A 26,087-nucleotide genomic window follows, 5' to 3' on the forward strand; every position below is an offset into this window, starting at 1 on the left:
CTCCTCAGAGCGTGGTGCGATCGGGGCGCGCGGTGGGTCCGTGGGAACCGGAGGACGTCTTGCCCGCCGACGCCCGCACACCGTGGGCGCCCTCGGGCGGGCCGGACGCGGGTGAGGTACCGGGCTCCTTGGCGGGCCCCGGCGCCGCGGTACCGACCGGCGCCTGGGTGCCCACGGCAGTCCCGGTGCCGGCCGCCTGGCCGGGACCGTGTTCCCCCCCGCCGGACCCGAGGGCCGCGGTGCCCGGGTCGTGCGCGGGTTCGGCGGGCGGGGCCGTCTCCGCGGCGCCCACCGGCTGAGCGGGCCGGGGCTGGGTGAGCCAGGCCACCGCCGCGCCGGTGAGGGCCACGGGCCACTCCACCACGCCCGCGGCGCCGAGCACGCCCGCTCCCGCGTAGACCGCCATGCGCCGACCGCGGGGCGAGACCGCGCCGACCTTGTCCAGTGTCTCCTCGGCGGCCCTGGTCACCGTTCCGGCGCCGGGCACCCTGCGCAGTACCGAGGCCGCGCCGCGCAGGGGCGCCGTGAGGGCCGACGACTTCTGCTCAGCCATGACTCTCCTCGGGTGAGATCGTCTTGCGTGCCCCACCGAGTGCCCGCGACCGTGCTGGTCATCCCCTCCTTTCGCGGGGAAACCACTATTTCCAAGGAAATGTCATGAATCCCTTCGGCGCCACCCGCCCCACCCGTCAGGAGGTGTGCCGGAACAGCCCCGCCGGCACGGCCGCGGCGAGGACGCCGTAGCCCTCGGGGTTGAGGTGCAGCCAGTCCCCGGCGTGCAGCGCGGGCTGGAGCCGGTCGGGGACCTCGGGGTCCCGTACCGCCCGGTCGAAGTCGAGCACCGCGTCGAAGTGGCCGGGGGTGCGGATCCAGGCGTTGACGCGCTGCCGGGCGGCCTCCCGCTCGCCGGCCGGATCGTCGTACGGGGTGCTGCCGCTGAACGGGGTGAGGGTCGCGCCGTAGACCCGGATGCCCTGGGCGTGGGCGCGGACGACGATCTGCCGGTACCCGGCGATCAGGCCGTCGGTGACCGCGCGCTGCGCTTCGGGGGTGGCGTCGGCGGTGCCGATGTCGTTGACGCCCTCGAAGAGGATCAGCCAGGCCACGCCGCTGCGGGAGAGGACGTCCCGGTCGAGGCGGGCGAGGACGTTGGGGCCGAGCCCGTCGTTGAGGACGCGGTTGCCGCCGGCCGCCTGGTTGAGGACGGCGATGTCCGAGGTGGCGGGGTTGCCGTGCAGGCGGTCGTAGAACTGGTCGGGCCAGCGGTCGTTGCCGTTGGTGGTGGAGCCGCGTCCGTCGGTGAGGGAGTCGCCGACCAGGGCGACCGCCTCGGTACGGCCGGAGGCCAGCACCTCGACGTCGCTGAGCAGGTACCAGTGGTCGACGGCGGTCGCGCCGGGGAGGTCCTGGTCGTGCGTGTGGTCGCCGTGCGCGAGGTACGACGTGGTGCGCGAGCCGGGATGGGAGGTGAGCGCGAGCGACGCCTGGCCGCGCGCGGTGTACGCCGTCACCGTCAGCTCGGACCCGGCGCGCAGCTCGAAGTCGAGGGGGTCGGAGACCATCTGGGCGCCCACCGGGACGGTCGTGGAGTCCCGGCCGGCGAAGGTGACCCGGCGCAGGGTCCCGGGTTCGACCGCATCGGCCCCGGCCCTGCCGTCGCGGGGCAGGGCCACGGTGACGGCGGTCAGCGGCAGCGGGGTGTCGCCGTACGCGTTGGAGAACCGCAGCCGGATGCGGGGGCCGCCGGCGGTGACGCGCACCGTCTGCCGCAGGGTGGTGTCGACGAGCACCGACTTCTCGCCGGTGTACGGCGCGGGCGGCAGGTTGGCGGGCTCGGTCAGCTGGGGCATGCCGGTCCAGGTGTTCACCCAGTGCCGGCCGGGGCCGGCCGCGGCGGTGGCCGGAGCCGTCCTCTTGACCAGCGCCGTGAGCGCTGAGGCCGTCACGGCGAGGGCGAGGACGAGGACGCAGGTGCTGAGGACGGTGGCGAGCGGTGTTCTGCTGGGCGACTTCACGGAGACCTTTCCGGGGTGCGGGGCGACGGCGGGTGCCGGATGTGCGGAGCTGACAGGCGGGGCTGCCCGAGGCTCCGGTGCGGCGGGGCGCGCGCCGACGGCTCATGCCGTTGCGGTGCGCGCCCCCGGGTCATCGACCGACCGTGCACGCACTGCCGTTGAGGCCGAAGGCGGCCGGTGCCGCGCTGTCGCCGGTGTGCGTGGCCTGGTAGCCGATGGTCACGCTCGCGCCGGGGGCGAGGGTGGCGTTGTACGAGGCGTTGGTCGCCGTCACGGCGCCGGAGTTCGGGCCGAAGGTGGCGTTCCAGCCGTTGGTGATGGTCTGGCCCGCCGGGAGGGTGAAGCCGAGCTTCCAGCCGTTCAGCGCGGTCGTACCGGTGTTGGTGACGGTCACGGAGGCGGTCAGACCGGTGCTCCAGGCGCTGACGCCGGCCGTGACCTCGCAGGCACCGGCGGGCGGTTGCGGGGTGGTGCCGCCGCCGTCGAGACCGAAGAAGGTGAGTGCCCGGGAGGCCATACCCGGGCCGTAGAGGTTGTGGCCGACGCCCTGGAGGCTGATCGCCTCGACGGGAGCCCGGTCACCGGTGGCGCCGTAGCGGGTGCGGGTCCAGCCGGAGACGGGGGTGTCGGTCGCGGCCGGGGTCTGGCCCACGCCGAGCACGTTCGTCCACTGCTTGATCTCCTCCCCGAAGTCGGGGTAGCGCAGGGTGTCGTCCGCGGTGCCGTGCCACAACTGCATCCGGGGGCGCGGACCGGTGTAGCCGGGGTGGGCGGCACGCACGAGGTTGCCCCACTCCTGCGGGGTGTGGCTGACGGTGCCGCCGGCGCAGGCGCTGTTCCACTCGGAGCCGTCGGTGGTGGCGAAGCAGCCGAAGGGGACCCCGGAGAAGGCGGCGCCCGCCGCGAACACGTCGGGGTAGTCGCCGAGCAGGACGATGGTCATCATCGCGCCGGAGGAGATGCCGATGACGAAGACCCGGCCGGTGTCGGCGGCGTAGGTGCGGGTCGCCCAGTCGACCATGGACCGGATGCCGACGGGGTCGCTGCCGCCGTCGCGGCGGAGCGCCTGCGGGGAGGAGACGTCGAAGCACTTGCCGGCGCGGGTCACCGACGGGTACACGACGACGAACCCGTACCGGTCGGCCAGCGAGGCCCATTCGGTGCCGGAGTACATCGCGGAGGCGGAGCCGCCGCACCAGTGCACGGCCACCACGACCGCCGGGTGCGGGGTGACGTCGCCCGGTGCGTAGACGTACATCCGGAGGTTGCTGGGGTTGGTGCCGAAGCCGGTGACCTCCGTGAGCGTGGCCGTGGGGACGGCCCGCTCCCGGGCCGTGGCCGGGGGCGCGGCGAGGGCCAGTGCCGCGAGGAGCGGCAGGAGGGCACCCAGGAGGGCGACGAGTGCCTCGCGGGGGCCGGTTCTTGAGCGGTGCGGTGTGGGGGGCACGTCACTCGTCCCTTCGGATCGCGGCTCGTGCGAGGGCGCGCTGCGTGCGCGTCGTGCGAGGAACACCCGGCATCGTGGCATGGACACGCGGTTCTTGGAAGCGCTCCCACGGCACTCCCCGGCCGACCGGAACCGCGCTGCGCGACCCGTTGACCAGAAAGCGCTTGCACCCTACGGTCTGTTCATCAGCGTGACCGACCGGCGCCCCAACGGGCCTCGGCAGCCACCGAACCCCCACCAGCGTTCCGTATGACATACGTGATTCACGTACACGACCGAGCCCACGCGGGACCCCACCCGGATCCGCACGAGCTCTACCTACAAGGGCAGCAAGCTCGTCGGCGTCAACACCAACTACGGCGGCAGCGCGACCCTGAGGAACGTCACCATCGTCGGGGACACCGGCAAGGAGCCGACCACGAACGGCTCGGGGCCGGACGGCACGTACTGCGAGTACTCCAGCTCGGACATCACCTACAAGTGATCGCCGCCCGCGCGGCCCGGACACCGTGGTGAGCGGGACGCCCGCGCCGGTGCGCGGCGGTCCCACGTCCCGGCGGGGTCGTCACGGCAGGCTGGACCACCCCCGGTCGTGCGGTCAGCGTTCGCCTTCCGCTTCCAAGGCACCCAGGGTCGCGGCCAGTTCCCGCCGGTAGTCGGCGTAGGCCGTCCGCAGGTCCTCCCCCGGCCAGTCGGGGGGCAGCAGCACGGCCGGCAGGACCGGGTCGGTGAGCAGGTGCCGGACGGCCGCCGCGTAGGCGGTGAGCCGCACGGCCGGGTGGTCGGCCCCGGTCGCGCGGGTGAACAGGGAGCGCGCGGTGGCCGCCCAGTCGGCCAGCGGCCAGAGCCGGGCGGCAAGCTCGCGCGGGGGCTCGTCGGGGCGCGCGGTGTACGTCAGCGCCACCTGGCGCAGGTCACCCGGCAGCGGGCGGTCGAGGTTCGCCGGGCGCAGCCAGACGCCCTCGCGGAGTTCGGCCAGGCGCAGGGCGGTCAGCCGGGCGCGCAGGTCGGCGCGTTCGGCGGGGCCGCGGCCCGTCGCCGTGATCACCACCATCTCCCAGTCGCCGTCCCACGCGCGCGTGCGGGGACGCACGGCTTCGTCCTGGCGTCGTTGCCGGGCCAGCAGCCGGTCGCTGAGCCGGTAGACGGCGTCGCCGCGCCGGAGGTCGCCGGCGGCCACCATCCGGCTCAGCGCGGCCCGCAGCGTGGAGCCGCCGACCCCGAACGGCTCCACCAGCCGGACCAGGTCCTTCACCGGCAGCCGGGGCGGATGCACGCCGAGGAGCAGGCTCAGCACGACCGATCGGGCCGACAGCGGTCGCAGGCCGGCCGCGTCCGCGTCCGGCCCCGCGGGGACGTTCATGCGCATGGCCCCGTACTGTACGTGCGTTCCCTTGTTGCATCATTGCTGCAGCCGTAGGAAGAGTGCAACATGGCAGTCATGGTCTCGTTTTCCGAGCAGTCGAAGCTGCCGTCGCCGTCCCAGCCGTCGTACGCCACGCACGACGTGACCAATCAGCCCCCGCCGCTCGCCCCCTACGACGCCTCCGACGACCCGGCCCTGCTGGAGGGGCTGCGCCGGGAGGGCGCGGAGTGGGCCGAGGAGGACGTCCGGCGGCTGGGGGCGCGCGCCGGCAGCGCGGAGGCGCAGGAGTGGGGCGAGCTGGCGAACCGGTACGAGCCGGTGCTGCGCACCCACGACCGCTACGGCCACCGTGTCGACGAGGTGGAGTTCCACCCCAGCTGGCACCACCTGATGCGGACGGCGGTCGCCGAGGGCCTGGCCGGTGCCCCGTGGGCCGACGACCGGCCGGGCGCGCACGTCGCCCGGACCGCGGGCGGTCTGGTGTGGGGGCACACGGAGGCCGGACACGGCTGCCCCACGTCGATGACGTACGCCGCCGTGCCCGCCCTGCGCGCACAGCCGGATCTCGCCAAGCTGTACGAGCCGCTGCTCACCAGCCGGGAGTACGACCCCCGGCTGCGCGTTCCGGCCGAGAAACCCGGGCTGCTCGCCGGGATGGGCATGACCGAGAAGCAGGGCGGCTCCGACGTCCGGACGAACTCCACCACGGCCACGCCCACCGGGGAGGCGGGCGTCTACACGCTGCGCGGGCACAAGTGGTTCACGTCGGCGCCGATGTGCGACGTCTTCCTGGTGCTCGCACAGGCCCCGGGCGGGCTGTCGTGCTTCCTGGTGCCGCGCGTCCTGCCGGACGGCAGCCGCAACACCTTCCGCATCCAGCGGCTGAAGGACAAGCTCGGCAACCGGTCCAACGCCTCCTCGGAGCCGGAGTTCGACCGGACCGTGGCCTGGCTGGTGGGCCCTGAGGGGCGGGGGGTGAAGACGATCATCGAGATGGTCAACTGCACCCGTCTGGACTGTGTGATGTCCTCGGCGACCCTGATGCGCAAGACGCTGGTCGAGGCGGGGCACCACGCCCGGTACCGCAGCGCGTTCGGCGCCCGGCTGGTCGACCAGCCGTTGATGCGCAACGTCCTGGCCGATCTCGCGCTGGAGTCGGAGGCGGCGACGACGCTCACGCTGCGGCTGGCCGGCGCGGCCGACCGCGCGGTGCGCGGGGACGCCGGCGAGCGGGCCTTCCGGCGCATCGCCACCGCCGTCGGCAAGTACTGGGTCACCAAGCGGGGCCCGGCCTTCACCGCCGAGGCCCTGGAGTGCCTGGGCGGGAACGGGTACGTGGAGGACTCCGGCATGCCCCGGCACTACCGGGAGGCCCCGCTGCTGTCGATCTGGGAGGGCTCCGGCAACGTCAACGCGCTCGACGTGCTGCGCGCCCTGGGCCGCGAACCGGACACCGCCGAGGCGCTGTTCGCCGAACTCGCCCTCGCGCGCGGGGCGGACACCCGGCTCGACACGGCCGTGGCCGCGCTCAAGCGCGATGTGGCCGGAACCGATCAGGTGGGCGCTCGCCGGCTGGTCGAGCGGATGGCGCTCGCGCTCCAGGCATCCCTGCTCGTCCGGCACGCTCCGCACCCGGTCGCGGACGCCTTCTGCGCGAGCCGGCTGGGCGGCGACTGGGGCCACTCGTTCGGCACCCTGCCGGCGGGAACCGACCTCGACGCCGTCCTGGGGCGCACCCTGCCCGACCGGAACTGACCCCTTCGCGCGCGCGTGCCGGGCGACCGCGTCCGGTGGCCGGTCACCGCCGACGGATCGCACACAGTCAGCGTGCGGTTCCGGACCGTTGTCAGTGCCGTGGTGCACACTCCCGATCAGGTGCCACTCGTCTGGGGAGGACAGGGAGGACAACGTGTTCACGGGGATCGACGAGGTCGACTGGGCCTCGCTGCGGCACGCGCACGGCAGAGCGGAGGACGTGCCCGGGTGGTTACGGGCCCTGGCGTCCCCGGACACCGTCGAGCGGGCGACCGCGCTCGACGGGCTGTACGACGCGGTGCACCACGCGGGGAGGGTGTACGAGGCGACGCTGGCCTGCGTGCCCTTCCTGTTCGCGCTGGCGGCCCGCGAGGAGGTACCGGACCGGGGCTGCATCGTGGAGCTGCTGGTCGGCATCGGCGGGGAGGGCGACGGGAGCGCGGGCGCGGGAGGCGCGGCGAACGCGGCGTGGGAGGCGGTACGCGCCGGTGCCGACGCCTTCGTCACGCTCGCCGGGGACCCGGATCCGGTGGTGCGCCGGGCGGCGGCCGGGGCCCTGGTGCGGTTCCTGGACGACCCCGTGCGGGTCCTGGGGCTGCTGCGCCGGCGACTGCGGGCCGAGCGGGACGACCACGTGCTGCCGGCCCTGACGGAGGCACTCGCCCTGTTCGCGCGCCGGTATCCCGCCCTCGCCGACGACGCGCTGGACCTCCTGGCCGAACAGAGCGCGCCGCCCTACGCGCCGGGCCCCCGGCTCGCGGCACTCGGCCAGCTCGCGCTCCACGCGCCCGTCCGGCTCCCCGCCGACCTGGTGCCCACGGCGGTCCGGCTGCTGCGCGAGCGGTCCGCGCACCGCCGGCCGCCCGCGGAGCGCGCCGGAACGGACACCCTGGTGCGCCGGATACGGCGGCTGCGTCCCTCGGACGAACAGGGCGCCGTGCTGCTGCGCACCCTGCACAGCGCGCTCGGAGACCGGGTGCACGACCGGATCGCCCTGCTCACCGGGCAGTTGACCAGCCCGGACCCGGTCGACCGGTGCAACGCCGTCTGGATGTCGGCGGGCCTGTTCCGTGGCTGGCGCGGCGACTACGGCGCGCCCGTCCGGCTGCTGGGCGCCCAGCTGAACACCGATCAGGACCGCCTGCGGGACGCGGCGGTCTCGGTCCTGGCGGAGCTGTACGCGCTGGCGGCGCCCGCCGCGGACGACCTGCACGCGCTGGTGAGCACCCGGCCCGACCTGTGGACGCACCGCTGGGAGCGCGGCTCCCCCACGCTGGGCGGCCCGCTCAAGGCGCTGGCCCGGACCGGCGATCCCCGCGCGGTCCCGGCCCTGGCCCAGTTGCTGGCCGGTCCGGCGGCGCCCGTCGGACTGGGCTGCGAAGCCGCGCACCTGGGCCGGGCCGCGGCCCCGCTGGCCCCCGCGCTGAGGCTCCGCCTCGGCCGTGTCCCGCTCGCCTCCCCCACCGCCGTCCGGCTCGCCGGCCCGCTGCTGACGGCTGTCAGGGCCATCGGCGACAAGGAGGCCGTGCCCGAACTGGTACGGCTGCTCTCGGGCGCCCCCGACGGCCTGGGAGCGCGGGACGCGGTCGCCGGCCAGGTGATCGAAACGCTGGCGGGACTGGGCGCCGCCGCGCAGACGGCACCGCTCCTGCGCCGGCTGTTCCACACCCGGCACGCGGCCACCGCGGCGGGCGCGCTGTGGTCGGCGGACGGGGACGCCACCACCGTACTCCCCGTGTTGCTGCGGGAGTTGGCGCGGGACGATCCCGATGCCCGGCGCGCCGCCGTCCGGCAGCTCGGCAGGCTGGGGCCGGCCGCGCGCCCCGCGCTGCCCGAGCTGCGCCGCCTGGCCCGGTCCGGACCGGTGCGGGAGCGGATACCGGCCGCGTGCGCGCTGTGGCGCGTCGCCGGGGATCCCGAACCGGTGCGGACCGTCTTCCGGTCCGCCTGGACGGCGGACCCCCGCACCCGCGGCCCGATCGCCCGGTGCCTGACCACCATGGGCCCGGCCGCGGGGCCGCTGCGCGACCTGATCACCGCGGAACTGACCCACCCACGCCGGCACACGGCCCCCGGGCGCGCGTACGGCAGACGTGACATCCCGGACGACGAGGAACTGCTGAGGAGGTGCCGGGAGGTGTTGACGCGGCTTTAGGGCCTGCCCGACGGTTCCGCTCTGGCGCGCGAGGCCGAGGAGCCCTGCGGCGCTGCCGCGGCCCGGCCCGCTTCCCCACGCCGTGGAGCGGGCCGCCGACGGTATCCGGAACCCCTCCCGGGCCGGGCCGACGTACCCCGGCGGGTCAGACCGTTCGGCCCCACTGGGGGCCCAGCCGGGCCCATTCCGCGTCCCAGGCCTCCATGCGCCGGTGTTCCAGACGGCTCCGCACGGCCAGGCCGGCGACGAAGGGGACGGCGGCGGTGCTCGCGCCGACCAGGAGGCCTATCAGGGTGGACCGGAACGCGGCCTCGGAGGCGGTGGTGGGGCGGGAGACCAGGTGGCCCTTCGGGTCGGTCCAGACGGTGACCGGTGTACCGGGCTTGCTGCCGGGCTCCACCCGGGTCCGGCCGGTGTGGGCGGAGCCGTCGGTGACCGTCCAGCGGACCTCGGCCCAGATCCGTTCCCCGGCGGAGGCACGGCTGCTGTGCGCCGGGGACTTCCCCGGGACCTGCGCGACGACCCGGGCCACGGTGGGCCGCCAGGTGGCCCGCTCCCGGGCGAGTCCGTGCTCCACCGAGCCGGCCGCCGCCAGGCCGGCGAGCACGCCCGCCAGGACGGTCAGCAGACAGGCGCCGAGCACCACCCAGGCCTCCACGACGTCGGCCCGGCGCTTGAGCGGGTTGCGCCGCCAGCGCCACAGCCACACCTTCGGACCACGGAACGCCTTCAAAGGCATCCTCCTCACGAGCGCACCGACCGGCCGGACCGCCCTCCCATACGCGGGAGACCGCTCCGTTGCTCACGACGAGCCGTCTCCCCGACGGTCGCACGAGACACCCCTTTCCCGCAGGCGCATGCCGGAACGGAACCGGCCGATCTTCGCCGCACCCGGCGACACAGACGGTGACCTGGACGAACACCTACTCCGGGGGAGAGTGTCAGTGGTGGGGTGCAGACTGGCCGATATCTGACGGCTATCGGGACAACGGCGTCCCGGAGGTGATCGGCATGACCGAGGTACTGCTCGCGGTGGGCACCCGCAAAGGCCTGTTCATCGCGCGGCGGAGGGGCGACGGCCCCTGGGAGTTCGACGAGCGTCCGTATTTCAACGCGCAGGCGGTCTATTCGGTGGCGATCGACGCCCGCGGCACCCGGCCCCGGCTGCTGGCGGGCGGTGACAGCGCGCACTGGGGCCCGTCGGTGTTCCACTCCGACGACCTCGGCCGCACCTGGACCGAACCGGCCCGGCCCGCCGTGAAGTTCCCGAAGGACACCGGCGCTTCCCTGGAGCGCGTCTGGCAGCTCCACCCGTCCGCCGCCGAGCCCGACGTGGTGTACGCGGGCACGGAACCGGGCGCGCTGTACCGCTCGGAGGACCGCGGCGAGTCGTTCGAGCTGGTCCGGCCGCTCTGGGAGCACCCGTCCCGCCCGCAGTGGGTGCCGGGCGCGGGCGGCCAGTGCCTGCACACGGTGCTCACCGACGCACGCGATCCCAGGGTCGTGACGGTGGCCGTCTCCGCGGCGGGCGTGTTCCGCACGACAGACGGCGGCGCGAGCTGGTCGCCGTCCAACTCCGGTGTCTCGGCGGTGTTCCTGCCGGATCCGGACCCGGAGTTCGGCCAGTGCGTGCACAAGATCACCAGGGACCCGGCCGAGCCGGACCGGCTGTATCTCCAGAACCACTGGGGGGTGTACCGCAGCGACGACGCGGGCGCGCACTGGACCGACATCGGCGAGGGTCTGCCGTCGACGTTCGGCTTCGCGGCGGCGGCGCATCCGCGCCGGGGCGACACGGCGTACGTCTTCCCGATCAACGCGGACGAGGACCGGGTGCCCGCCGGGCGCCGCTGCCGGGTCTTCCGCACGGCCGACGCGGGCCGCACCTGGGAGCCGCTGTCCAAGGGACTGCCGGAGGAGGACCATTACGGGACGGTCCTGCGGGACGCCCTGTGCACGGACGACTCCGACCCCGCCGGGGTGTACTTCGGCAACCGCAACGGCGAGGTGTACGCCTCGGCCGACGACGGCGACAGCTGGCAACTGCTGGCCGCGCACCTGCCGGACGTGCTGTGCGTACGGGCGGCGGTGATCGGCTGATCGCTCGTGGCCTGGTCCTTCGTGGCCCGGTCCCTCGCGCGGGCGGGCAGCGGCGAGGCGCCGCCCGCCGCCGTACTCCGGCCATCGGTTGATCACCGACGGGTGTACGGCAGTAGGGTGACGCCCGTGGCACCACGACCCTTGCATGAAATCGTCGAACCGGGCTGGGCGAAGGCCCTGGAACCCGTCGCCGGACAGATCGCCGCGATGGGCGACTTCCTGCGCGCGGAGATCGCCGCGGGGCGCACGTACCTCCCGGCCGGACCGAACGTCCTACGGGCCTTCCAGCAACCCTTCGACGAGGTACGGGTCCTGATCGTGGGTCAGGACCCGTATCCCACGCCGGGGCACGCGGTGGGCCTGTCGTTCTCCGTGGCACCCGACGTGCGCCCGCTGCCGCCCAGCCTGATCAACATCTTCCGTGAGCTGACCGGCGACCTGGGGCTGCCCCAGCCGTCCACCGGGGATCTCACGCCGTGGACCGAGCAGGGCGTGCTGCTGCTGAACAGGGCGCTCACCACCGCGCCGCGCAGTCCGGGCGCGCATCGCGGCAAGGGCTGGGAGGAGGTCACCGAGCAGGCGATCCGGGCCCTGGCGGCACGCGGCAAGCCGCTGGTGTCCATCCTGTGGGGCCGTGACGCCCGCAACCTGCGTCCGCTGCTGGGCCGTCTGCCGGCGGTGGAGTCCGCGCACCCCTCGCCGATGTCGGCCGACCGCGGCTTCTTCGGCTCGCGCCCCTTCAGCCGCGCCAACGACCTGCTGATCCAGCAGGGGGGACAGCCGGTGGACTGGCGTCTGCCGTGACCGCGTCCGGCACGGCTCCACGCCGCCGCCGACCTGCGGTTCCGTGTCCGGTTCCGCCACGACGCCCGGCACCTGTGCCGGGCGCGTGCCGGCCGCACGCGTCTTCCGGCCGTAACTCATCAGACAAAACAGGACGGATACCGCTCACCTGCACCCTCCCCGAACGGCGGAGGCCGGGAAGCCAGTAACATGCGGCGCCATGAGCTCCCCCACTGGACCCGCGTCCGGCCTGCCCGTACGAATGCCGCGACCCCGCCAGCCCGGACGGCACCGCCGTCCGGAACCGCTGGTGGCTCCCGAGGGCGCGCCCGCGCTCGTCCTCGCGGTGCCCGGTGTGCCCAGCACCACCACGCGCAGCCTCGCCGAGGAGGTCGTGAGCATCGCCCGCTCCGAGCTGCCCGGCCTCGACGCCCGGATCGGGTACCTGGACGGGGACGACGCCGAGTTCCCCGCGCTGCGTTCCGTGCTGGCGCGCGCCGCCGAGGAGCGCACCGCCCGGTATGAGCAGGCCGTCGCCGCCGGGGTCGAGGGGATCAAGGAGCCCGACGGCCCGGTCGCGGTCGTCGTCCCGCTGCTGGCCGGTCCGGACAGCGCGCTGCTGCGTCAGATCCGTCAGGCCGTCATGGACAGCCGGGTCGCCGCCGAACTGACCGATGTCCTCGGCCCGCACCCGCTGCTCGCGGAGGCGCTGCACGTGCGGCTGTCGGAGGCGGGCCTGGCCCGTGCCGACCGCGCCCGGCTGTTCACCGTGGCCACCGCCGCGGACGGCATCATCCTGGCCTCCGTGGGCGGGGAGGAGGCCGTCCAGGCGGCCGGGATCACCGGCATGCTGCTCGCCGCGCGCCTGGCCGTGCCGGTGATGGCGGCGGCCCTGGACCAGGAGGGCTCCATCACCTCCGTGGCCGAGCAGCTGCGTTCCGCCGGCTCGCAGCAGCTGGCCCTGGCGCCGTACCTGATCGGCCCGGAGATCGAGCCGGCGCTGCTGGCCGCCGCCGCCGAGGAGGCGGGCTGCTCCACGTCCGAGGCGCTCGGCGCGTACCCGGCGATCGGCAAGCTCGCGCTCGCCAAGTACACGACGGCGCTGGGCATCGCCCCGCAGCAGCCGCAGAGCACGCCGGCCCGCTGACGCCCCGGCACCTGTACGACACAGGGCCCGCTCCCGGACGGGAGCGGGCCCTTCGCCTTGACCGAGGGTCCCGGCGCGCTCGGGGACGCGGCCTCACGAACCGGGTGACGGCGCCGCGGGCCCGCGGCGCGGCTCAGCCGAAAACCACGCAGGAGGCCGCCGGAACCCGTACGGAGCCGTCGTAGCGGGGCACGCCCGTCGTCCTGTCCACGGCGAACCAGGTCACGTCGCCGGAGCGCTCGTTCGCGGCGTAGAGGAAGCCGTCGTGCTCGGCCAGGGCGCGCGGCCAGTGCCCGCCGCAGGGCACCGTAGCGGTCAGCCGGAGCCCGTCCGCCTCGACGGCGAAGACGGACAGGACGTCCTCGCCGCGGGTCGCGGTCCACACGAAGCGGCCGTCGGGCGAGACGACGATTCCCGACGGGTAGGCGTCGCCGGCGGGCGCGCCGGGCAGCACGGGTACTTCCGTCAGCGGCTTCAGGAAACCGCTCGCGGCGTCCCAGCGGCACACCGTGACCGTCGGGGTCAGCTCGTTGACCACGTAGGCGTGCTCGCCGTCCGGGTGGAAGGCGAGGTGGCGCGGCCCGGAGCCGGGGCGCAGGGCGATCTCGCGGTGCACGGCGGGACTGCCGTCCGCGAGGGTGCACACGCGCACCGAGTCGGTTCCGAGATCGACGCTGACCGCCCACCGCCCGCTGGGGTCGGGCCGCACCTGGTGGGCGTGCGGGCCGCGCTGGCGCCGGTCGTGCGGTCCCGAGCCGGTGTGCTGGAGCCGTCCGGAGGGCGCGCCGGCGAGCGTGCCGTCCGGGCGCACGGGGACGGCGGTGACGCTGCCGCAGCCGTAGTTGGCGGTCAGCACGTGTCCGTCGTACAGGCTGAGGTGGGTGGGGCCGCTGCCGGCCACCGGCACCGGGGGTCCGGCGGGTGCGAGCCGCTCACCGGTGACGCGGTAGGCGGCGACGGCGCCCTCGGCCGTCTCGCTGACCGCGTAGAGCGTGTGCCCGTCCGGTGACAGGGCCAGGTAGGACGGGTCGGGGACGTCCTGCACGGCGAAGGCTAGGGTGAGCGCCCCGGTCCCCGGCGCGACCTCGGCGGTCACCAGTCCCGGGCCGCCCGCCGCCGTGAACGATCCGATGAACGCCCGGCGCCTGCCCGCGCTGCCGTCCTGTGCCACCGTTGTCCCCTCTCGGTCGAGCCCGTCGAGCCGGTCCGGGGCCGACGGTAGCAGTCGCTCAGCCGAGGTCTAGACCAAGAGGCCGGGGCGGCAGGGCGGTTCTTCCGGGAGTTGGCGCACTTCCTCGCTCAGTGGGGGCGCGTTCAGGTCTCGTGCGCCCCGCCCCGGTCACGCCCCGGCCGGCCGGGAGCCCGACGGTGTGCGCAGCGGCTCCGCGAGGTCGGCGAGCGCGCGTTCCAGGCCGTGCAGATGCACCAGGGCGGGTTCGGCGGGCGGCTCGGCGGGGCGGCGCAGGGGTTCGAGGCGGCCGTCGGTGAGCGCCTCCACGGCGGCCTCCACCCGCCAGCAGGCGGCGGCGAGACGGGCGTCGTGTGAGGCCTCGGGGTCGGCGGCGACCGCGACCAGGCCCCGTATCTCGCGGGCGCAGTCGTCGAGGAGCGCCAGGACCCGGCGGGCCCGCGCCTTGCGCGCCGGCATCGGGTTCAGCGAGTGCACCAGCGGGGCCACCGAGAGCCGGACCCGGCCGAGCAGCTGCTCCAGTTCGGCCACGCGCGGCGCGGGGTCGGCGGTGGCGGAGCCGGCGAGGCGGGCGGCGGCCTCGGCCGTGCAGGCGTGCACACAGCGCAGGGCCCGCTGGATCCAGGCGTCGGTGGTGGCGTGCGTGGTGACCGGCAGCACGAACAGGACGGCGAGCGCGGCGCCGAGCGCCCCGACACCGGTTTCGACGAGCCGCAGCGCGAGCAGTCCGGGGCTGAGGACGCCGAGGAGGCCGTACAGGGACTCGGCGAGCAGGGTCACCCAGAGCATCATCCAGGTGTAGGAGACGGCGGCCGTGTAGAAGATGCCGAACACGGCGACCGCGACGAGGACGGCCGTCGGCAGGGGCGCGCCGTGCACCGGGACGGCGATCAGGAAGCCCAGGCAGATGCCGATGACCGTGCCGAGGACCCGGCGGAAGCCGCGGACCAGCGTCTCACCGCGCGAGGCGGTGTTGACGAAGATCCACCAGGTGGCGCCGACGGCCCAGTACCAGCGCTGCCCGGACACCAGCTGGCCCACGACGAGCGCGAACCCGGCGCCGGCGGCGGCCTGGGCGGCCTGCCGGGTGGTCACCCGGGCCAGCCCGGTCCCGGCGGGCGGGGCCGGTACGGCGGCCGGGGGCAGCCGGCGCTCGTAGCACCAGAGGCCGAACCGCACGACGGCCGCGCTGAGCACGGAGAGCAGGACGGCGGCGTACAGCTCCGGCAGCTGTCGCGGGGCGGCGTGCAGGAACTGGGCCACGAAGAACGTCATGAAGGCGAACACGCCGAGGCTGTGCCCGCGCGGTCCCCACCGGCGGGCGTAGACGCCGGCGCCGACGACGGCCAGGAAGGTGAGGTCGCGGGCGACGGGGTGGTCGTGCAGCCCGGCCGCGGCGGCGAGCACCGGCACGCCCACGACGGGCAGCAGGGCGGTGGTGACCGCCTGCCCGCGCACGGTGGGGTCGGCGACGGTGAACAGCGCGAGCAGCGCGGCGAGGCCGCCGGTGACCGCACCGGCGAGGGAGTGTCCGGCGAGCCCGCAGACCACCACGGCCAGTCCGATGCCGAGGACGGCCCGCGCGGCGAAGCGCAACCGCGCCCGTCCCGGGTCCGGAGCCGCGAACATCCTCTTCAGCACTGCTGCCCTCCCCTGGGTGCATGGGTACACCGGCACAGAAAAGGCGCCGCGGGGATCCGCAGCGCCATCGACACGCCCATAAGAGCATCACCGAGGTCACTGGCTCAAGTGTGTCGCGAATCGCTGAGCCATTGGCACAGCACCGGTTCGGCGCCCACGCTCACCGGAACGCCATCGGAGCAGGTGGGGAGGCACGCGCGGATCTGGTTCACCTGGACCATTGGTACAGTCGTCCATCATGGCCGTGGACGCACTCGACACCCGCATCCTGCGGCTGCTCCTGGAGCAGCCGCGCACCAGCGTGCGCGAGTACGCCCGCATCCTCGGCGTGGCCCGCGGCACGCTCCAGGCCCGGCTGGACCGGATGGAACGGGACGGTGTGATCACCGGCACGGGTCCCTCCCTGTCCCCGGCCGCGCTCGGCCACCCGGTGCTGGCGTTCGTGCACATCGAGGTCACCCAGGGCCACCTGGACGACGTGGGGGACGCGCTGGCGGCCGTACCCGAGATCGTGGAGGCCTTCTCGATCACCGGTGGCGGAGACCTGCTCGCGCGCGTGGTGGGCCGGGACAACGCCCATCTGGAGGACGTGATCCAGAAGCTGATCAGCCTCCCGGGCGTGGTACGCACCCGTACCGAGGTGGCACTGCGCGAGCGCGTCCCGTACCGGCTGCTGCCCCTGGTGGAGTCGGTGGGCCGGGCGGCCCCCTCCTGACGCTTGGCATCCTGGACGCCATGAGCGATCTCGGCGCCCTCTCGGTCATCTTCGATCTCGACGGAACGCTGGTGGACAGCGAGCCGAACTACTACGAGGCGAGCCGGCAGACGCTGGCCGAGCACGGCGTCCCGGACTTCACCTGGGAGGACCACGAGAGCTACGTCGGCATCAGCACCCGGGAGACGGTGACGATGTGGCGGGAGCGCTACGGCCTGCGTGCCTCGGCAGCGGAGCTGCTGGCCGCGACGGACCGCCGCTACCTGGAGCTGGCCCGTACCCGCACGCGCGCGTACCCGGAGATGCGCGCGTTCGTGGAGCTGCTGGCCGCGGCGAACGTCCCGATGGCGGTGGCGTCGGGCTCCTCCCCAAAGGCCATCGGGGCGATCCTGGCGGGCACCGGCCTGGGCGCCTTCCTGCGCACGGTGGTCTCGGCCGACGAGGTCCCGCACGGCAAGCCGGCCCCTGACGTCTTCCTGGAGGCGGCCCGCCGGCTCGGCGCGGACCCGGCCGACTGCGTGGTCCTGGAGGACGCGGCCCCCGGGGCTGCCGCCGCCCACGCGGCCGGCATGCGCTGCCTGGCCGTCCCGTACGTCCCCGCCCAGGCCGGCGCCCCGGATTCGGCACCGCGACCCTGCTCCTGCCGGGCGGCCAGGCCGAGTTCACGGCGCGGTCGGCGTACGCGTGGCTGCGGGACACGGCCCGCTGACCAACCCGCTCGTCACGGCACCGGGTTCGCCCCCTCCCTGGGAGGAACCGCATGCCTGCGTGCGCCGCTCGGCGCGGTGGGGGCGGCGGCGCCCTTTCGGAGCAAGGGCACGCTGCCCGTCCACGTGGACAGGACCGGGGGTGCCTGGGTGGCCGGGGGACGGCCGGCTCGGGCGGACGGCGAGGCGTGGCGAGGGGGCGGGGGCGCGGAAGGCACCGTTCCGGGGTGGCGCACGGTCGTTCCCGGCGTGCGCACACGGCGGTGACTGCATAGCGTTACCCCATGAGCACAGAACAGGCCCGGACCGCCCCCGACGAGCGGCGGTGGCAGGCGCTCGGGGTCTGTCTGGCAGCGGGCTTCATCTCGCTCCTCGACACCTCGATCGTGAACGTGGCGCTGCCCTCGCTGGAGCGCGGACTCGGGGCCTCGGAGGCGACCCAGGCATGGGTGGTCTCCGGGTACGCCCTCACCTTCGGACTGGCGCTGGTCCCGGCCGGCCGGCTGGGCGACATGCGTGGCCGGCGCCAGGCCTTCCTCTTCGGGCTCGCCCTGTTCACGGTGGCCTCGGCGGCGTGCGGGTTCGCGCCCGGTACCGGCTGGCTGGTGGTGTTCCGGCTGATCCAGGGCGCGGCGGCGGGCATCGTCGCGCCGCAGACCTCGGGGCTGATCCAGCAGATGTTCCAGAGCTCCGAGCGGGCCAAGGCCTTCGGGGTGCTCGGCACCGTCATCGGGGTGTCCACGGCAACGGGTCCGCTGGCGGGCGGCCTGCTGATCGATGCCGCCGGCACCGACGACGGCTGGCGCTGGGTGTTCTTCGTCAATCTGCCGATCGGGGTGGCCGCCTTCGCCGCGGGCCTCCGGCTGCTGCCGCGTTTCCCGGCGACGGGGAAGCACGAGGAGTTCGACCTGTTCGGAGTGTTCCTCCTCGGCGCGGGCGTGCTCGCGCTCATGCTGCCCCTGGTCCAGGAGCAGCAGTGGACCGGCCGGGAGAAGTGGGCGCTGATGCCGCTGGCCGTGGTGCTGCTGGGCGCGTTCTGGGCGTGGGAGAGACGGCAGGGGCGGCTCGGCCGGGCCCCGCTGGTCGACCTGGCGCTGTTCTCCCTGCGCTCCTTCACGCTCGGCGCCCTGATCAGCCTCAGCTACTTCGCGGGCTTCACCACGGTCTTCTTCCTCTACGCCCTGTACCTCCAGAACGGGGTGGGATACAGCGCGCTCGCCTCGGGGCTCACAGTCCTGCCCTTCGCGGCGGCCTCGGCGGTCGGCGCCGCCCTCGGCGGCCGGCTGGTGGTGCGCTTCGGCCGCAAGCTGGTCGTCATCGGGCTGGCCGGGGTGGCCCTGGGCGTGCTCGGGGTCGTGGCGGCGGTGGAGCTGGTGCCCGGACGGAATGTGGGATGGGCGTCGGCACTGCCCCTGCTCGTCGGCGGCATCGGGTCCGGCCTGACCGTCTCCCCGAACACCACCCTCACCCTCACCCGCGTCCCCGTGCACCGAGCGGGCGCGGCCGGCGGCGTCCTCCAGACGGGCCAGCGCGTCGGCTCGGCGGCCGGGATCGCGGTGGTGAGCGCGGTGTACTTCGCCCACCTCGCCAATCACGGCCGCGCGGACACGGCACTCCAGCTCGGGCTGCTCGCCGTCGCGGGGATCATCCTGGTCGCACTCGTGCTCGCGGTCGCCGACCTGCGCGAACGCCAGGTGCGCCCGGAACCGGAGAAGGCCGCGGAGCCGGTCGGGCGGGGCTGGGAAGAGGGAGGTGCCGTGGAGGGGGTGCGGCCTGGTCCGTAAGGGCCTCACGACCTCCGGCGCGGCTTCCCCCGCTTGGCCGGCTTGCCCCCGCCGCCCGTGCGGGCGCGTGCCGTACGGCCGCCAGGCTTGCCCGAGGACCCCGCCGACGGCTTCCCGGACGACTTGGCCTGCGACTTCGCGGCCGGTGCCTGGCGGGTGACGCCCTGGTCGGAGCGCTTGCGCTGTTCGTCGGCCGAGGGCTTCACCGCCGTACGACCCCTGGTGCTGTTGACCGTGCGTCCGCGCACGATGCCGATGAACTCCTCCACCAGGTCGGTGGTGGCCTCCTCCGGCCAGGACAGGGCGACGCTGGACTGCGGGGCGTCGACGACCGGGCGGTAGGTGAGGTCCCGGCGGTGGTACAGGCGGGCCAGGGACTGCGGGACGACCAGGAGGCCGACGTTCGCCGCCACCAGCTCGATGGCGTCCGGGGTGGTCGCGGGCCGCTCGAAGGCCGGTTCACCGGGCGGGGCCTCCCAGTCGAAGACGTCGTCCAGGGGGTGGAAGAGCACCTCGTCGGCGAGGTCGGCCAGGGTCACCTCGTCCGCCGCCGTCAGCAGGTGGTCCTTGGGGACGACGACCACCGAGGTCTCGGTGTAGAGCGGGATCGCGCTGAAGAACGTACGGTCCACCGGCAGCCGGACGAAGCCCGCGTCGGCCTCGCCCGCGCGCAGCAGCTCGGGCACCTCGGTGGCCGGGACCTGGACCAGGGTGAGCGGGATGCCGGGCAGGCGCTCGTTCCAGATCCTCACCCACTTGGCGGGCGTCACTCCGGGAACGTACGCGAGCCGGAACGACGGTGAATCCTCCGAGCCTGTCATCAGGCCAGGTTACCGGCCCGGCCGGACCCCTCCCCCACGGGCCGCCGGCACGGCTCTCCGCCGCCGGCCCCCACCGGGCCTCTCCGGCAGGCTCCCGCCTCCGCCGCCACCGGCCCCGCCGGCCCTCGCCGGCCGGCACCCGCCTCCCGCACGCACCGAGACCCACCGGCAGGCACCCCGCCTCCCGCACGCACCGGGCCTCGCCGGCGGGCGCCGCCTGTGTTCCGGCACAGGCCGCCGTCCAGGCGCTCGTCACCGGCCGTGGTCGGCCCTCCCGCGCGCGGCCGATACCCTGGAGGGCATGAAGTCGCAGCAGAGCACCCAGACGATGAAGCCCGCGACCGCGGCGAAGAAGCTGGGTGTGTACCTCCCCGCCACCCCCGCCTCCTTCCAGGAGGGTGTGGTCACGCGCGCCGAGCTGAACGAGTTGCAGGCCAACCCGCCGGAGTGGCTGCGCGAGCTGCGGACCGACGGTCCCCACCCGCGTCCGGTGGTGGCCGCCAGGCTGGGCGTGTCCATCGCGGGTCTCGCCCGGGGCGGCGTCACCGAGCCGCTGACCACCGAGCAGATCGAGGCGCTCAGGCAGGAGCGGCCCGAGTGGCTGGAGAAGGAGCGCGCCACCCAGGCGGAGGTCCGCAAGGAGGCCGCGCGGCTCAAGAACCTGAAGAAGGAGAAGGCGGAGGGCGGCGCCCAGCGCGGCTGATCCGTCCGCCCGTCCCGACGCCCTCCGGGTCCGCCCGGGGGGCGTTGCCCGTTGCCGGTGGAACGGCCGGGCGAGCAACAGGTACGCGGAGGGCGACACCGGACGGGCCGCCGTTCCCCCGTGCCGGCGGCCCCCCGGACACGCTGTGTCCGAGCAGGCCGGTGTCGCCGGGTTGAAGTGTGCGACAGCCGGGGACCGCAGGGATATGCGTACAACTGCGTACGCCGACGGGGAGGACGGGTACGCGAGGCAACGGGAGAGGAACCCGTGCGGCTGGAGAAGGCCTACGAGCGCATGACGGCCGTCGCCGTGGCGGCGCTGCACGAACGGGAACCCGAGCAGCTGTGGCCGATGCTGGCCGGCACGCTGGCGGACGTGTGCGGCGGCGAGGCGGTCATCCACAAGCTGGACGAGTGGAGCGAGAGCGAGGGCACGCTCGGCACGGTGCCGGATGCCGCCGCCGAGCTGGCCCGGCTCGGGGACGCCGACCTGGGCCTGCTGCGGGCGGGCTATCCCTTCGCCGGTCACTACGCGGCCGGAACCGACCGGACGCCGGTCAGCGCGCACCGGGCGGCGGGCCGTACCTGGCCCTCCAGCCCGACGGCCCGCATGCTCCGCGAGGTGCTCGACGTCGACCATGTGCTGGGCGTGCCGCTCCCGGGGAACGCCGTCCCGATCACCGGGTGCCTGGTGTACCGCGCCGGTACGGACTTCAGTGACGACCACCTGGCCATCGCCGAGCGCGCGCAGCCGCTGCTGGCGGCGGTCGAGCGGCAGCGGCACCTGCTGGAGGAGTGGCGGCGTGCACTCGGGCCGGCCGGCGCGCCGGACCAGCGGGCGGCGGACTGCGCGCTGACCCCGCGCGAGACCGCCGTTCTGCTGCTGCTCACGGACGCGCTCACCGCCGACGCCATCGGCCGCCGTCTCGGTATCTCGGTCCGCACGGTGCACAAGCACGTGGAGAACATCTACCGCAAGCTGGGCACTCGCGATCGCGTCGGCACGGTGCTGCGTGCGCAGCGGCTCGGCCTGGTGCCGACGCCCGGTCGGGCCGAGGCCACCGGGGCTCGCCCTTGGTGACCCGGCACCGGGTCCTCCGGCGAGCCGGCGAAGCCCGGTCCGGTGAGACCGGGAAACTCAGCCTGGGAAGCTCAACCGAGGAACCTCGGTCCGGGAAGCTCAGCCGAGGAAGCTCAGGCGCACCTTGCGGTGCGCGTTGTCCTTGTTGGTGTCCACCAGACACACCGACTGCCAGGTGCCCAGCTCCAGGCGTCCGTCGATCACCGGGAGGGTCGCGTGCGGCGGCACGATGGCGGGCAGGACGTGGTCACGGCCGTGGCCGGGGCTGCCGTGCCGGTGCTGCCAGCGGTCGTCGGCGGGGAGCAGGGTGTGCAGGGCGGCGAGGAGGTCGTCGTCGCTGCCGGCACCCGTCTCGATGACGGCGATTCCGGCGGTGGCGTGCGGGACGAAGATGTTGAGCAGACCGTCGCGGCCGGCCGCCGCCTCCCGCAGGAAGTCCTCGCAGTCGGCGGTGAGGTCGACGACGCGTTCCCGGCTACCGGTGGAGACGTTCAGCACGCGTGTGGTGAAGGCATCGGACATGCCCTCATCCTGACCCATACGCCAGGTCCCACACCCCTCGGCACCCGCGTTCTCTGATACACGTGGTCCACAGGACGAGACGCCGTTGACCTGTCCGCCGCCATCTGGCTACGTTCTGCGGCATGTTGCGTTCAGCCCTGCTCACCACGCGCGGTCACATCGACCTGCTGCGGGTGGCCTCCGCCGCGTGTCGCCGCGGCTGCTGACGCCCTTCCCCCTTCCTCCTGCCCTGCGCGGATTTCCCTGCCGCGGGGTGTCCCGCGGTGCGCATGTACGTCACCTCCGACCCTTTCATTGTTGATCGGGACATGACGTAACGGCGCCGGGCCGCACCTCCCAGCCCCCTCGCTCTCCGTCCGTGGAGCATTCATGAGCATCAGCCATGCCCCACCCGACTCCCCGGGGCCCGATATATCGGGTACATCCAATTCCGAAGCCCCCGCTCCGGACGCTGCCGGCCCCGCCTCCCCCGCCCTCCAGCCCGTCGTCCCCGCCTCCGCCCGTCGCACCCGGGTCCCCCGCTGGCTGCGCCGGACCACCGGCCCGCTCCTGCTGCTGGCCCTGTGGCAAGTCCTCAGCGCCACCGGCGTACTGGCAGCCGATGTGCTGGCCTCGCCCGGCCGCATCGCGCAGGTCGGCTGGGATCTGGTCGCCGACGGTTCGCTGCCCTCGGCCATGGCGACCTCACTCCGGCGCGTCGCGTTCGGGTTGCTGTTCGGCACGGTCATCGGCACCGGACTCGCCCTGCTCTCGGGGCTGTTCCGGACCGGTGAGGACCTGGTGGACGCGCCGGTGCAGATGCTGCGCACCGTGCCGTTCGTCGGTCTCATCCCGCTGTTCATCATCTGGTTCGGCATCGGCGAGACCCCGAAGATCGCGATCATCACCCTCGGTGTGACCTTCCCGCTCTACCTCAACGTCTACGCCGGCATCCGCGGGGTGGACGCCCAACTCATCGAGGCCGGTGAGTCGTTGGGCCTGTCCCGCTGGGGACTGGTACGGCACGTGGTGCTGCCCGGCGCGCTCCCCGGGGCACTGACGGGACTGCGCTACTCGCTCGGCATCGCCTGGCTCGCGCTCGTCTTCGCCGAACAGGTCAACGCCGACGCCGGCATCGGGTTCCTGATGGTGCAGGCGCGGGATTTCCTGCGGACCGACGTGATCGTGGTCTGCCTGATCCTCTACGCCTTCCTCGGCCTGCTCGCCGACTTCATCGTCCGCTCCCTCGAAAGGCTGCTGCTGCAATGGCGACCGACGTTCACCGGACGGTGACCGGACCCGCGGTCCATGTCGAGGGGCTGACCCGCTCCTTCGACGGCCGCGCGGTCATCGACGACCTCCGACTCGACATCGCACCCGGCGAGTTCGTCGCCCTGCTCGGGCGCAGCGGCTGCGGCAAGTCCACCCTGCTGCGCATCCTCGCGGGCCTCGACCGGGACATCCAAGGCACGGCCCTGGTCCCGCGCCGCCGGGCCGTCGCCTTCCAGGCACCCCGGCTCATGCCCTGGAAGAAGGTGTGGCGCAACGTCCTGCTCGGGCTGCCGGGCCGCGCCGAACGGGTGGTCGCCGAGCGGGCGTTGGACGAGGTCGGGCTCGGCCATCGCGTCGACGCCTGGCCGAAGACCCTGTCCGGAGGCGAGGCCCAGCGTGCCTCGCTCGCCCGCGCGCTGGTGCGCGAGCCCGATCTGCTCCTGCTCGACGAGCCGTTCGGCGCCCTCGACGCGCTCACCCGGATCAAGGCGCAGCGCCTGGTCGGGGAGGTGTGGCAGCGCCGGGGCTGCGCGGTGCTGCTGGTCACGCACGACGTCGAGGAGGCGGTGCTGCTCGCCGACCGCGTCCTGGTCATGGACGGCGGCCGGATCGCTCATGAGCAGCACATCGACCTGGACCGGCCGCGTGAGATCACCGACCCCCGGTTCGCCGCCCTGCGCGCCCGCCTGCTTGAGCGGCTCGGTGTCGACACCGCCGCCGCAGCCGCCTGAGCGCCCGCCCACGAACATGAACGGAACCGTCATGCGACGACGCCTTGTCCCCGCCGCCCTGCTCCTGCCCTTCGCGCTCCTGCTCACCGCCTGCGGCGGGAACTCGTCCGCCCAGACCGGCGCCGACATCGACGGAAAGGGCTCCGTCACCCTGGACGTCGGTGACCAGAAGGGTGGTTCGGAGGCCATCCTGCGCGCCGCCGGAGAGCTGGAGAACCTGCACTACAAGATCAAGTGGTCGACCTTCACCTCCGGGCCGCCCCTGCTGGAGGCGGTGAACGCGAAGGCCGTCGACATCGGCGGCGTCGGCAACACCCCGCCCGTCTTCGCGGCCGGCGCCGGTTCGAAGATCACCGTCGTCGCCGCCTGGCACGGCACCTCCAAGGGCGACGCCATCCTCGTGCCGAACGGCTCCGAGCTGACCGGTCCGCGGCAGCTCAAGGGCAGGTCCGTCGCCGTCGCGCAGGGTTCCTCCGCGCACTACCAGCTGGTCGCCTCCCTCAAGGCGGCCGGGCTCAGCCTCGCCGATGTCCAGGTCAAGTACCTCCAGCCGGCCGACGCGCTCGCCGCGTTCACCTCCGGCAAGGTCGACGCCTGGGCGGTCTGGGACCCGTACACCTCGCAGATCCTCCGGGCCGGACAGGGCCACGTGCTCACCACGGGCGACGGCATCACCAACGGACTCACCTTCCAGGTCGCCGCGCCGGCCGCGCTGAAGGACCCGGAGAAGGCCGCCGCAATCAAGGACTACCTGGCGCGGCTGCGGCGGGCCACGGCCTGGGTGCACGACCACCAGGAGGAGTGGGCCGAGGTGTGGGCGAAGGACACCGGGCTGCCGTACGAGGTGGCCCTGGCCTCGGTGAAGCGCACGAACTCCACCCGCGTCGCGGTCGCCGTCGACAAGCCGCTGGTCGCCTCCGAGCAGCGGATCGCGGACACCTTCACCGAGTTGAAGCTGATCCCGGGGAAGGTCGACTTCGCCGCCTTCACGGACCCGCGGTACAACGACGACCTGCCGCCGTCGACGACTGCGGCCAAGCACTGAGCGGCGGGGAAGATCCGTACGCGGCTCGCTGTTGGCTGAGGCGTGAACGAAGTGCGCGAGGTCGAGGTCGTCGTCATCGGTGCCGGTCAGGCCGGTCTGGCCGCCGCCTATCACCTGCGGCGCACTGGCTTCGAGCCGGACCGCGACTTCGTCGTCCTCGACCACTCCCCCGGGCCGGGCGGCGCCTGGCAGTTCCGGTGGCCCTCGCTGACCTTCGGCAAGGTGCACGGGATGCACGCGCTGCCCGGCATGGAGCTGACCGACGCCGACCCGGCGCGGCCCTCGGCCGAGGTCGTCCGGGAGTACTTCGACCGGTACGAGCGCACCTTCGACCTGCGGGTGCGGCGGCCCGTGGATGTGCGCGCGGTGCGCGAGGGCTCCGGCGGGCGGCTGCTCGTGGAGACGTCCGACGGAACCTGGTCGACGCGGGCGCTGATCAACGCGACCGGCACCTGGGACCGCCCGTTCTGGCCGCGGTACCCCGGGCAGGAGACCTTCCGCGGCCGGCAGTTGCACACCGCGCAGTACGCCGGTCCGCAGGAGTTCGCCGGGCAGCGGGTCGTGGTCGTGGGCGGGGGCGCCTCGGGCACCCAGCATCTGCTGGAGCTGGCCCCGTACGCCGCCGCGACCACCTGGGTCACCCGGCGGCCCCCGGTCTTCCGCGAGGGCCCGTTCGACGAGGAGGCGGGGCGTGCGGCCGTCGCGCTGGTGGAGGAGCGGGTGCGTCAGGGGCTGCCGCCGCGCAGTGTGGTCTCGGTCACCGGGCTCCCGCTGAACGACGCCGTCCGGCAGGGCCTGGCGGAGGGGGTCCTGGACCGGCAGCCGATGTTCGACCGGATCACCCCGGACGGCGTGGCGTGGCGGGACGGTCGGCAGGTGCCCGCCGATGTGATTCTGTGGGCGACCGGGTTCCGGGCCGCGCTCGACCATCTCGCTCCGCTGAAGCTGCGCGAGCCGGGCGGCGGCATCCAGGTGGAGGGCACGCGCGCGGTCGCCGATCCGCGGATCCACCTCGTCGGCTACGGCCCCTCGGCCAGCACCGTCGGGGCCAACCGCGCCGGGCGCGCGGCCGTCCGGGACATCAGGCGGCTGCTCGCCGGGGAACCCGTCGCCGCGTGACGTCCAGCCGG

Annotated in this window: 23 protein-coding genes and 2 pseudogenes; 16 read left to right on the top strand and 9 right to left on the bottom strand. The window is 74.3% G+C overall.

All coding sequences use genetic code 11. The annotated features are described in order from the left end of the window. Window positions 1-4: 4 nt before the first annotated feature. The 3 genes from IE273_RS31735 to IE273_RS31745 form a co-directional block, all read right to left on the bottom strand. The gene (locus IE273_RS31735) at window positions 5-553 is read right to left on the bottom strand and encodes a hypothetical protein (RefSeq protein WP_189818612.1); all 549 of its coding nucleotides are present in this window, start codon (window positions 551-553) and stop codon (window positions 5-7) included. Between the two features lie 136 nt (window positions 554-689). Then, window positions 690-2,015 (bottom strand): SGNH/GDSL hydrolase family protein, encoded by a 1,326-nt coding sequence (locus IE273_RS31740; RefSeq protein ID WP_189818613.1) that lies wholly within the window; start codon window positions 2,013-2,015, stop codon window positions 690-692. Between the two features lie 130 nt (window positions 2,016-2,145). Further along, window positions 2,146-3,462, bottom strand: a complete 1,317-nt coding sequence (locus IE273_RS31745; RefSeq protein WP_189818614.1) for an extracellular catalytic domain type 1 short-chain-length polyhydroxyalkanoate depolymerase — start codon at window positions 3,460-3,462, stop codon at window positions 2,146-2,148. A 313-nt stretch (window positions 3,463-3,775) separates the two neighbouring features. On the opposite strand from IE273_RS31745, the pseudogene IE273_RS43960 reads away from it, so the two are divergent. Further along, a pseudogene (locus IE273_RS43960) lies at window positions 3,776-3,946 on the top strand (pectate lyase); the annotation flags it as partial. A gap of 114 nt (window positions 3,947-4,060) precedes the next feature. Here IE273_RS43960 and IE273_RS31750 read toward each other — a convergent pair. Further along, window positions 4,061-4,831, bottom strand: coding sequence for a PaaX family transcriptional regulator C-terminal domain-containing protein (locus IE273_RS31750; RefSeq protein WP_189818615.1), 771 nt, complete (start codon window positions 4,829-4,831; stop codon window positions 4,061-4,063). A 72-nt stretch (window positions 4,832-4,903) separates the two neighbouring features. On the opposite strand from IE273_RS31750, the gene IE273_RS31755 reads away from it, so the two are divergent. After that, complete coding sequence (locus tag IE273_RS31755; protein ID WP_189818616.1) at window positions 4,904-6,583, top strand: DNA alkylation response protein; 1,680 nt, start codon at window positions 4,904-4,906, stop codon at window positions 6,581-6,583. Between the two features lie 154 nt (window positions 6,584-6,737). Beyond that, window positions 6,738-8,738: a HEAT repeat domain-containing protein gene (locus IE273_RS31760; protein ID WP_189818617.1), complete on the top strand. Its 2,001-nt coding sequence runs from the start codon at window positions 6,738-6,740 to the stop codon at window positions 8,736-8,738. Window positions 8,739-8,883: 145 nt separating this feature from the next. Here IE273_RS31760 and IE273_RS31765 read toward each other — a convergent pair whose 3' ends face one another. Continuing rightward, the gene (locus tag IE273_RS31765) at window positions 8,884-9,471 is read right to left on the bottom strand and encodes an Rv1733c family protein (RefSeq protein ID WP_444545930.1); all 588 of its coding nucleotides are present in this window, start codon (window positions 9,469-9,471) and stop codon (window positions 8,884-8,886) included. 278 nt (window positions 9,472-9,749) lie between these two features. Between IE273_RS31765 and IE273_RS31770 the strand changes: the two genes are divergently transcribed. The 3 genes from IE273_RS31770 to IE273_RS31780 all read left to right on the top strand — a co-directional run bounded on the left by IE273_RS31770 (window position 9,750) and on the right by IE273_RS31780 (window position 12,768). Beyond that, window positions 9,750-10,838, top strand: a complete 1,089-nt coding sequence (locus tag IE273_RS31770; RefSeq protein WP_229887750.1) for a WD40/YVTN/BNR-like repeat-containing protein — start codon at window positions 9,750-9,752, stop codon at window positions 10,836-10,838. A gap of 126 nt (window positions 10,839-10,964) precedes the next feature. Beyond that, a complete protein-coding gene (locus tag IE273_RS31775) occupies window positions 10,965-11,642 on the top strand; it encodes a uracil-DNA glycosylase (protein ID WP_189818620.1) in 678 nt (225 codons plus the stop codon). A 199-nt stretch (window positions 11,643-11,841) separates the two neighbouring features. Continuing rightward, window positions 11,842-12,768, top strand: a complete 927-nt coding sequence (locus IE273_RS31780; RefSeq protein ID WP_189818621.1) for a sirohydrochlorin chelatase — start codon at window positions 11,842-11,844, stop codon at window positions 12,766-12,768. Window positions 12,769-12,901: 133 nt separating this feature from the next. On the opposite strand, the gene IE273_RS31785 is transcribed toward IE273_RS31780, so the two are convergent. Both IE273_RS31785 and IE273_RS31790 read right to left on the bottom strand, forming a co-directional pair. After that, the gene (locus tag IE273_RS31785) at window positions 12,902-13,939 is read right to left on the bottom strand and encodes a lactonase family protein (RefSeq protein ID WP_189818622.1); all 1,038 of its coding nucleotides are present in this window, start codon (window positions 13,937-13,939) and stop codon (window positions 12,902-12,904) included. 168 nt (window positions 13,940-14,107) lie between these two features. Continuing rightward, complete coding sequence (locus tag IE273_RS31790) at window positions 14,108-15,598, bottom strand: FUSC family protein (RefSeq protein WP_189818623.1); 1,491 nt, start codon at window positions 15,596-15,598, stop codon at window positions 14,108-14,110. Window positions 15,599-15,836: 238 nt separating this feature from the next. Here IE273_RS31790 and IE273_RS31795 point away from each other — a divergent pair, with 238 nt between their 5' ends. The 3 genes and pseudogenes from IE273_RS31795 to IE273_RS31805 all read left to right on the top strand — a co-directional run bounded on the left by IE273_RS31795 (window position 15,837) and on the right by IE273_RS31805 (window position 18,804). Beyond that, a complete protein-coding gene (locus IE273_RS31795; protein WP_189818624.1) occupies window positions 15,837-16,313 on the top strand; it encodes an Lrp/AsnC family transcriptional regulator in 477 nt (158 codons plus the stop codon). Window positions 16,314-16,333: 20 nt separating this feature from the next. After that, window positions 16,334-17,022, top strand: a pseudogene (locus tag IE273_RS31800) (HAD family hydrolase). 282 nt (window positions 17,023-17,304) lie between these two features. Continuing rightward, window positions 17,305-18,804: an MFS transporter gene (locus tag IE273_RS31805; RefSeq protein ID WP_189818625.1), complete on the top strand. Its 1,500-nt coding sequence runs from the start codon at window positions 17,305-17,307 to the stop codon at window positions 18,802-18,804. Window positions 18,805-18,809: 5 nt separating this feature from the next. Here IE273_RS31805 and IE273_RS31810 read toward each other — a convergent pair whose 3' ends face one another. Then, a complete protein-coding gene (locus IE273_RS31810; RefSeq protein WP_189818626.1) occupies window positions 18,810-19,625 on the bottom strand; it encodes a LysR family substrate-binding domain-containing protein in 816 nt (271 codons plus the stop codon). 301 nt (window positions 19,626-19,926) lie between these two features. Between IE273_RS31810 and IE273_RS31815 the strand changes: the two genes are divergently transcribed. Further along, entirely contained in the window at window positions 19,927-20,328 is a 402-nt protein-coding gene (locus tag IE273_RS31815; RefSeq protein WP_189818627.1) for a DUF5997 family protein, read from the top strand. A gap of 267 nt (window positions 20,329-20,595) precedes the next feature. Continuing rightward, on the top strand, window positions 20,596-21,408 hold the full coding sequence (locus IE273_RS31820) for a helix-turn-helix transcriptional regulator (protein WP_229887751.1): 813 nt from the start codon (window positions 20,596-20,598) through the stop codon (window positions 21,406-21,408). A 99-nt stretch (window positions 21,409-21,507) separates the two neighbouring features. On the opposite strand, the gene IE273_RS31825 is transcribed toward IE273_RS31820, so the two are convergent. After that, on the bottom strand, window positions 21,508-21,930 hold the full coding sequence (locus IE273_RS31825) for a secondary thiamine-phosphate synthase enzyme YjbQ (RefSeq protein WP_189818628.1): 423 nt from the start codon (window positions 21,928-21,930) through the stop codon (window positions 21,508-21,510). Between the two features lie 122 nt (window positions 21,931-22,052). On the opposite strand from IE273_RS31825, the gene IE273_RS45295 reads away from it, so the two are divergent. The 5 genes from IE273_RS45295 (at window position 22,053) to IE273_RS31845 (ending at window position 26,076) form a co-directional block, all read left to right on the top strand. Further along, the gene (locus tag IE273_RS45295; RefSeq protein ID WP_349817350.1) at window positions 22,053-22,136 is read left to right on the top strand and encodes a putative leader peptide; all 84 of its coding nucleotides are present in this window, start codon (window positions 22,053-22,055) and stop codon (window positions 22,134-22,136) included. 163 nt (window positions 22,137-22,299) lie between these two features. Next, window positions 22,300-23,202, top strand: a complete 903-nt coding sequence (locus tag IE273_RS31830; protein ID WP_189818629.1) for an ABC transporter permease — start codon at window positions 22,300-22,302, stop codon at window positions 23,200-23,202. Next, window positions 23,175-23,912 carry an ABC transporter ATP-binding protein gene (locus IE273_RS31835; protein ID WP_189818630.1) on the top strand — a complete coding sequence of 246 codons (738 nt, stop codon included), beginning with the start codon at window positions 23,175-23,177 and terminating at the stop codon, window positions 23,910-23,912. The genes IE273_RS31830 and IE273_RS31835 overlap by 28 nt, the downstream gene beginning before the upstream one ends. Before the next feature lie 31 nt (window positions 23,913-23,943). Next, on the top strand, window positions 23,944-24,957 hold the full coding sequence (locus IE273_RS31840; protein ID WP_189818631.1) for an ABC transporter substrate-binding protein: 1,014 nt from the start codon (window positions 23,944-23,946) through the stop codon (window positions 24,955-24,957). A 42-nt stretch (window positions 24,958-24,999) separates the two neighbouring features. Further along, window positions 25,000-26,076 (top strand): NAD(P)-binding domain-containing protein, encoded by a 1,077-nt coding sequence (locus IE273_RS31845; RefSeq protein ID WP_189818632.1) that lies wholly within the window; start codon window positions 25,000-25,002, stop codon window positions 26,074-26,076. Window positions 26,077-26,087: the final 11 nt, after the last annotated feature.

The organism is Streptomyces olivaceoviridis (assembly GCF_014650115.1).
Classification (GTDB): domain Bacteria; phylum Actinomycetota; class Actinomycetes; order Streptomycetales; family Streptomycetaceae; genus Streptomyces; species Streptomyces olivaceoviridis.

Coding starts and splice junctions, on each gene's coding strand:
- IE273_RS31735 (WP_189818612.1), bottom strand. CDS start 553: ATGGCTGAGCAGAAGTCGTCGGCCCTCACGGCGCCCCTGCGCGGCGCG.
- IE273_RS31750 (WP_189818615.1), bottom strand. CDS start 4,831: ATGCGCATGAACGTCCCCGCGGGGCCGGACGCGGACGCGGCCGGCCTG.
- IE273_RS31755 (WP_189818616.1), top strand. CDS start 4,904: ATGGTCTCGTTTTCCGAGCAGTCGAAGCTGCCGTCGCCGTCCCAGCCG.
- IE273_RS31770 (WP_229887750.1), top strand. CDS start 9,750: ATGACCGAGGTACTGCTCGCGGTGGGCACCCGCAAAGGCCTGTTCATC.
- IE273_RS31780 (WP_189818621.1), top strand. CDS start 11,842: ATGAGCTCCCCCACTGGACCCGCGTCCGGCCTGCCCGTACGAATGCCG.
- IE273_RS31795 (WP_189818624.1), top strand. CDS start 15,837: ATGGCCGTGGACGCACTCGACACCCGCATCCTGCGGCTGCTCCTGGAG.
- IE273_RS31805 (WP_189818625.1), top strand. CDS start 17,305: ATGAGCACAGAACAGGCCCGGACCGCCCCCGACGAGCGGCGGTGGCAG.
- IE273_RS31810 (WP_189818626.1), bottom strand. CDS start 19,625: ATGACAGGCTCGGAGGATTCACCGTCGTTCCGGCTCGCGTACGTTCCC.
- IE273_RS31815 (WP_189818627.1), top strand. CDS start 19,927: ATGAAGTCGCAGCAGAGCACCCAGACGATGAAGCCCGCGACCGCGGCG.
- IE273_RS31825 (WP_189818628.1), bottom strand. CDS start 21,930: ATGTCCGATGCCTTCACCACACGCGTGCTGAACGTCTCCACCGGTAGC.
- IE273_RS45295 (WP_349817350.1), top strand. CDS start 22,053: ATGTTGCGTTCAGCCCTGCTCACCACGCGCGGTCACATCGACCTGCTG.
- IE273_RS31830 (WP_189818629.1), top strand. CDS start 22,300: ATGAGCATCAGCCATGCCCCACCCGACTCCCCGGGGCCCGATATATCG.
- IE273_RS31835 (WP_189818630.1), top strand. CDS start 23,175: ATGGCGACCGACGTTCACCGGACGGTGACCGGACCCGCGGTCCATGTC.
- IE273_RS31840 (WP_189818631.1), top strand. CDS start 23,944: ATGCGACGACGCCTTGTCCCCGCCGCCCTGCTCCTGCCCTTCGCGCTC.